This is a genomic window from Mycobacterium sp. E3305 (assembly GCF_001666785.1).
Lineage (GTDB): Bacteria > Actinomycetota > Actinomycetes > Mycobacteriales > Mycobacteriaceae > Mycobacterium.
The window spans coordinates 1-6321 of sequence record NZ_LZJA01000262.1; the positions used below are offsets into that span (position 1 = coordinate 1).

At 68.9% G+C, this 6321-nt stretch carries 6 protein-coding genes and 1 pseudogene; 4 read left to right on the plus strand and 3 right to left on the minus strand.

What is annotated here, in order from left to right:
- Positions 1-215 precede the first annotated feature (215 nt).
- The 4 genes and pseudogenes from A5701_RS23460 to A5701_RS29430 all read left to right on the plus strand — a co-directional run.
- The gene (locus A5701_RS23460) at positions 216-1592 is read left to right on the plus strand and encodes an FAD-binding oxidoreductase (protein WP_067759958.1); all 1377 of its coding nucleotides are present in this window, start codon (positions 216-218) and stop codon (positions 1590-1592) included.
- A gap of 93 nt (positions 1593-1685) precedes the next feature.
- Positions 1686-2477 carry a pyridoxamine 5'-phosphate oxidase family protein gene (locus A5701_RS27750; RefSeq protein WP_156670235.1) on the plus strand — a complete coding sequence of 264 codons (792 nt, stop codon included), beginning with the start codon at positions 1686-1688 and terminating at the stop codon, positions 2475-2477.
- Between the two features lie 62 nt (positions 2478-2539).
- On the plus strand, positions 2540-2797 hold the full coding sequence (locus tag A5701_RS23470) for a ribosomal protein L7/L12 (RefSeq protein WP_067759961.1): 258 nt from the start codon (positions 2540-2542) through the stop codon (positions 2795-2797).
- A gap of 44 nt (positions 2798-2841) precedes the next feature.
- Positions 2842-3015, plus strand: a pseudogene (locus tag A5701_RS29430) (ring-hydroxylating oxygenase subunit alpha); the annotation flags it as partial.
- Here A5701_RS29430 and A5701_RS23475 read toward each other — a convergent pair.
- The 3 genes from A5701_RS23475 to A5701_RS23485 all read right to left on the minus strand — a co-directional run.
- A complete protein-coding gene (locus A5701_RS23475; protein ID WP_067759965.1) occupies positions 3012-3821 on the minus strand; it encodes a polysaccharide deacetylase family protein in 810 nt (269 codons plus the stop codon). The pseudogene A5701_RS29430 and the gene A5701_RS23475 sit on opposite strands and share 4 nt — an antisense overlap.
- A 194-nt stretch (positions 3822-4015) precedes the next feature.
- A complete protein-coding gene (locus tag A5701_RS23480) occupies positions 4016-5407 on the minus strand; it encodes an alpha/beta hydrolase family protein (RefSeq protein ID WP_067759968.1) in 1392 nt (463 codons plus the stop codon).
- A gap of 134 nt (positions 5408-5541) precedes the next feature.
- Positions 5542-6321 (minus strand): cation-translocating P-type ATPase (locus A5701_RS23485; protein ID WP_156670237.1); only part of this gene is annotated, 780 nt, incomplete at its 5' end.

Below are 6321 nucleotides of genomic sequence, written 5' to 3' on the forward strand. Positions count from 1 at the left end.
GGCCGCGGCGACGAGCGATGAGTTCGGCCGGGAGCGGGGGCGGCATCCACTGCGCCATGCAAACAAGGTAACCACGGTGATGTGGGCGGGTCGATAGTCAGATGTGACTATCGTGGAATGCCTCGGAAATGCTCGGTTGTGGTCATGACGCGCGGCTCGCCGGCCTCGTAACGTCGCGGCATCAACACCCGCGAGCAAACAAGGAGGTGTGAGCGATGAGCCTCACAACCGCAACCGATGATTTCCGGGCCCGGCTCGGCTCGCAGGTGATCCTGCCGGACGATCCCGCCTACGACGACGCGCGCGCGCTGCACAACGCCATGATCGACAAGCGGCCGGCGGTGATCGCCCGCTGCCAATCGGCCGGCGACATCGCGGGCGCGCTCGAATTCGCCCGGAGCTCGAACCTGCCGGTAGCCGTCCGCGGCGGCGGCCACAACGGACCCGGGTTCGGTTCGGTCGACGGCGGCCTCGTCATCGATCTGTCGCTGATGAACCGCGTCGACGTCGACCCCGAACGGCGCACCGCCCGGGTGCAAGGCGGCGCGACGTGGGCGCAGGTCGACGGCGCCACGCACGCTCATGGTCTGGCGACGCCGACCGGCATCATCTCGACCACCGGTGTCGGCGGCCTGACCCTCGGCGGCGGCCACGGGTACCTCACCCGCAAGCACGGCCTCACGATCGACAACCTGTTGGAGGCCGAAGTGGTGCTGGCCGACGGCAACGTGGTGACGGCATCGGAATCCGAGCATCCCGACCTGTTCTGGGCGCTGCGCGGTGGCGGGGGGAACTTCGGCGTGGTCACCTCGTTCACGTTCCGCCTGCACCCGGTCCACACGGTGATCTGCGGCCCCACGGCGTGGCCCTCGTCGCACACCGCCGACATCCTGTCGTGGTACCGGGACTTCATGCCCGCGCAAGACGAGGACCTGTACGGATTCTTCGCGGCCATGACGGTCCCGCCGGTGGCGCCGTTCCCCGAGGCGTTCCACCTGCACAAGGCCTGCGCCGTGATGTGGTGCTACACGGGTGATCCCGCGGGCGCCGAAGAAGCGTTCGCGCCGATCCGCCAGATGGAACCCGCCTTCGACGGCCTGGGCGCCGCCCCCTACCCGGCGCTGCAGTCGACCTTTGATGGCCTGTATCCCAAAGGGCTGCAATGGTATTGGCGCGGCGACTTCGTCCGCACCCTCCCCGACGCATCGGTCGAGGTCCACGCCCGCTTCGCCGAGGAGCTGCCGACCATGCACTCCACGATGCACCTGTACCCCATCGACGGTGCGGTGCACCGCGTCGGCCAGACGGACACCGCGTGGGCGTACCGGGACGTGAACTTCTCGCAGGTGATCGCGGGGGTCGACCCGGACCCGGCTAACGCGGAGCTGTTGAAACGCTGGACCGTCGACTACTGGGACGCAACGCACCCGTACTCGGCAGGCGGTGCCTACGTGAACTTCATGATGGACGAGGGCCAGGAGCGGGTGCGGGCGACCTATGGCCCGAATTACCAGCGGCTCACCGAGATCAAGGCGCAATACGACCCGGACAACGTCTTCCACATCAACCAGAACATCCGGCCCGCGAGGTAGCGCGGCACTTCTAGCGGAAGGCACCTCTTGATCAGTCGGGACGTCGACGCCGACGCGGTGGCCGACTTGGCGGTGTCTCCACCCCGAGCCGCGTTGGCCGCGACCGTTGACGACGAAATTCATGTCCTGCCCGTGCATGTGAGCCTGGAGACCCCCGCCGACCCCACGCGATCGCCGCGCGTCGTCCGGGTCCCGGATGGCGGCCCAGATCTCGCCGGACGCAACGTGGTTGTGCTCGCCGACGACGGACCGCAGTGGTTTCGGCTGCGTTCGTTGACCGTCAGAGGAATGGCCGAGGCGATGGGTGCTCGCGCATATCGGATCGTGCCAGATCGGATCGTGGCCTGGGACTACGGTTCGCTTCGCGAGGTACCGGCGTCGCGCGTGCCTTCGGACCGGCGGAATGCGTTTTCTGGGGTTGACCAGACGAACGGTATCAGCCCCCTGAGGTCCCCGGAACTTACTGCGGCGCTGAAAGATTCGCGGGTCGTGGTGGTCGCCACCCGGTCAAGGAAGGGCACGCCATTCGCGGTTCCGCTGTGGCTCGTTCCGCACGGCGGCCGCATCTATGCGACGACGTCGGCGTCGTCGTGGACGGTGGGGAATGTGATTGCCACGTCGGAAGTGGCCTTATTGTTCGGCGGTGAGCGCACGGGCGACCCCGGCCGGCTCCTCGTGCGAGGACATGCCCGTGCGGTCCTCGGGGCGCCGCCGCCCGTAGTGATCGCCCGGATCGCTTGGCGCTACTACCTGAAACCGGAGTTCGCGGCAGTCGAGCTGATGCATGCACGCCTGTGGGCGCTGCGACTGCGGTACTACCTCCAGTCGCGGGCCGCGTACGTTGTGATCACGCCCGAGGCGGCGACTGGAGGCCGGGTGCCGTAGGCGACACGAGCGGGGAAGCAAGCCGCCGGGCGCGGGGCGTCGCGCCGGATTATCGTCATCCCATGGATGATCCGCAGGTCTACCGCCGTCTCGCCCTGCTGGAGCAGCAGGTGCGCCTGCTGTCCGAAAGGCTCGAGCTCCCGTGCCCGACGTTCGGCAGCAACGCGGGCGCCACCGCGCCGGGCGCATTCGAGAACGGTGTGCCCGCGGAAGTCGTCGGCCTCGCCCGGTCCGGCAACAAGATCGCCGCGATCAAGCTGTACCGGGAGCTGACCGGCGCGGGCCTGCGCGAGGCGAAGGAAGTCGTCGACCCGCTTTAGGGCATCGACCGAGGTGATGCGACCTCGAAACGGTGGGGGGAAGGGCCGGTAGCCTCATCGCCCGCGGCGCGATGGAGGACAACGAGATGCCCGAGGGCGTGCAACGCGGATTACGCTCGGGCGCAAACGGATTCGTGGAGTTCGGCAGGCACGAAAGCGCCATCGGGCATTTTCATGCCCCGCTTGATGGGCGCCTCGCCGTGATCGCCGGGCGCTAGGGCGTCTTGAGAAAGACGTCGTTGAGCGTGACGGTGCGCAGGTTGCGCGAGCGGATGACGTCGACCAGCTGCGGATAGACGTGGGTCACCGGCGGGTGATTGAGGTGTCCGATGACGATGGCCTGCGGGGTGAAGTACTGATCCGCCATCTGGACGATGTATTCCTCGGTGATCAACGTCGAATCCGACAGCGACCCCGACCACAACGTCGGCACCGTATAGCCCAGGTCGGCGGCGATGGCGTCGACGACTGCGTTGCGCTTCGCGTACGGCGGGCGCCAATACGGCTTTGCCCCGACCCCGTACGTCTTCTTGAGGAACTCGTCGTTGCGGGTGAGCTGCTGGGCGATCTGGTCCTTCGGCAGCGTCGTCAGATCGGGGTGCGACCACGTGTGGTTGCCGAGTTGGATCTGCCCGCTGTCGACCAAGGGCCGCAGCATGTCCGCGTTCTCGGTCCAGGAGTCATAGGTGCCGTTGACGAAGTAGGTCAGTCGCACACCGGTGTCTTTGGCGAACTGCGTGTAGGCGCGCACCACCTCGCTGTTGACGCCGTCATCGACGGTCAGCGCGAGCAGGTCGCCGTCGCCGGGAATCTTCGTCAGCGCGCCCCCACCGGGCAGCGGGATGCGCGCGCTCGACGGCGGCGGCGGCAACAGGGCCGCCGGGGCGGCGGGTCCCGAAGTCGCCGCGGAATCCGCGGGTACGTCCGCGAAGGTTCGCGGCTGCGGGTCCACCACCAACCGCGCGGCGCCCACGCCGGCGACGACCGACGCGGCGAGCGAACCCAGGAACTGACGGCGATTCATCGCCGGCAGACGAAGGCCCGGAGCGAAGGCGCCCGACTGAACCCGTCGGTGGCTGCGCCGCGGCGCGGGCCGGGCCGACCCCCGGAGGGGTCGTCCGTCGCGCAGAAAATCCTCAGCCATCAGCAGCGAACCGTACCACTACCAGGGCGAACATTTCGGAGGCGTTACGGGAGGGTCACCTGTGAATTTTGTGATCAGTGTGGTTCACCGCCGCCGTGCTGGGGCAGCTGTACCGGCTCGGCCGCGGGCGTCCCCAGCGTTGAGGCCAGCCAGGGCAGCGCGGCTGCGAACGCCTGGGCGGCAAACGGCCAGTCATGCTTGCCCGGCTGACTGACCACGGCGCACGAGATGCCGTTCGCCGAGGCGGCCCCGCAGAGCGCGTTGGCGGCGGCGTCCTGGCCTTCCGGGTTGGCGGCGGGGTCGGTGCCGGCGGCGCCGGAGGTGGGGTTGGCTTCCTCGGCGACATTGCGCGGTTCGGACGACCCCGGGACGTCGAACCACCCCGACAGTCCGGTGTACCGACCATGCCGCGCGATCACCGTGAGCGGGTCGAAGCCGGCCCAGGCGGTTCGGTTGCCGTCGAACAGCTTGGCAATCGTTTGATCCCTGGGGCCCACGTTGGGGCTGCGGTCACCGGCGATGTCGACGAACGCGCTGAACAATTCGGGGTGCATCACGGCCAGGTCGACCGCGCAGGTGCCGCCCATCGACCACCCGGCGACGCCCCAGTTGGCTCGATCGGCGCTGACGGCGAAGTTCGACACCATGAACGGCACGACGTCCTTGGTCAGGTGGTCGGCGGCGTTGCCGCGGCTGCCGTTGACGCACTCGGTGTCGTTGTCGAACGAGCCGGTGGGGTCGACGAACACCAGTACGGGGGAGAAGCCGCGATGCGCGGCGGCGAAGTTGTCGATGGCGGTGAAGGCGCCGCCTGGGCCCAGCCAGTCGGCCGGGGTGTTGAAGGCGGAACTGATCATCATGACCGCCGGCAAGCGGGGTGGCGGATTGCTGTTGAACCATGCGGGCGGCAGGTAGACCAATTCCCGGCGGTGGCGGAAATGGGAGGCGTTGTCGTCGATGTCGACCGGCACCACCACGCCCTTGCTCGGCCTGGTCCCGGCGACCTGCATTTCGGTCACGCGCAGGCGGTCGATCTGGTCGGGCAACGGCACCGAGGTCAGCTGGTTCCACGCGGCGAGCGCCGTCGGGAAGTAACCCACCCAGCTGTTGAGGGCCAAACTCGCGCACAGCGCGCACAGCGGGATGGACAGCACCGCCACCCCCCGGCGCCACCAGCGCGCGCCCGGCCAGCCCACCAGGAACACCGCGGCGGCCAGGCCGGTCGCCGCGATCCACAGCCACAGCGTCGTCGGCGCCGGGTCACCGGCCACGCCGAGCGACGTGATGTACCAATACGCGAGCGCGGTCGTCGCGACGGCGGCGATCACGGCCATCGGCAGCACCCGCTTGAGCCACCGCCGGGCACGCCACTGGATCGCGATGATCAGCAACAGCAGCGTCAGCGCCTGCACGGTCGGCGGGAACCAGCCATGCAGCAAGGACAGTCGTCCGAAGAATTGGTCCAACGGTCGTTGCCTTTGCTGAGTCGATCGCTGCGCGGGGGCGGACCCGTGGTCTTTTCGAACGCGGTGGGTCGGGAACAACTATCCCACACCCGTCCCACCGGCCCGCCCGCCGTCGCGGCGTGTGAGGGTGGCCGTTAGGAGGCTGTGACGCTGGTGAAAGTGCGCAGCCGCAGGCTGTTGGCGACCACGAAAACGCTGGAAAACGCCATCGCGGCGCCCGCGAGCATCGGGTTGAGCGCGCCGAGCGCGGCGAGTGGGATCGCGGCGATGTTGTAGCCGAAGGCCCAGAACAGGTTGGCCTTGATGGTGGTCAGCGTGCGCCGGGACAGCCGGATCGCGTCGACGGCGGCGCGGAGGTCACCTCGGGTGACGGTGAGGTCGGCGGCTTGGATGGCGACGTCGGTGCCGGTGCCCATGGCCACCCCGAGATCGGCGGTCGCCAGGGCTGCGGCGTCGTTGACGCCGTCGCCGACCATCGCGACGACCTTGCCTTCGGCCTGCAACCGCTTGATGGCGGCGACCTTGTCGGTGGGCATCATTTCGGCGATCACCTGCGCGATGCCCACCTCGTCGGCGATGCGCTCCGCCACGCCCCGGTTGTCGCCGGTCATCAGGATCGGTGTCAGGCCCAGCCCCTTGAACCGCCGAACCGCTTCCGCGCTCGTCGGTTTGACCGTGTCGGCGACGATCAGGACCCCGCGGGCCCGGCCGTCCCAGCCGACGACGACCGCGGTCTTGCCCTCGGCCTCGGCGCGGTCCTTGACCGCCGACAGCTCGTCGCCCAGCGGCTGGCCGCAATCGGCCAGCAGGCTGGCGCGCCCCAGGACGACGGCGTGGCCGTCGACGATGCCCCGCACGCCGTTGCCCTCGGAACTGGTGAATCCCTCGGCCGCGGGCAGCCGGCCCAGCTCGGC

What these genes read in the sequence shown, in the direction of transcription:
- A5701_RS23470 (WP_067759961.1), top strand. Translation starts at nt 2,540, where the DNA reads ATGGATGATCCGCAGGTCTACCGCCGTCTCGCCCTGCTGGAGCAGCAG.
- A5701_RS23460 (WP_067759958.1), top strand. Translation starts at nt 216, where the DNA reads ATGAGCCTCACAACCGCAACCGATGATTTCCGGGCCCGGCTCGGCTCG.
- A5701_RS23475 (WP_067759965.1), bottom strand. Translation starts at nt 3,821, where the DNA reads ATGAATCGCCGTCAGTTCCTGGGTTCGCTCGCCGCGTCGGTCGTCGCC.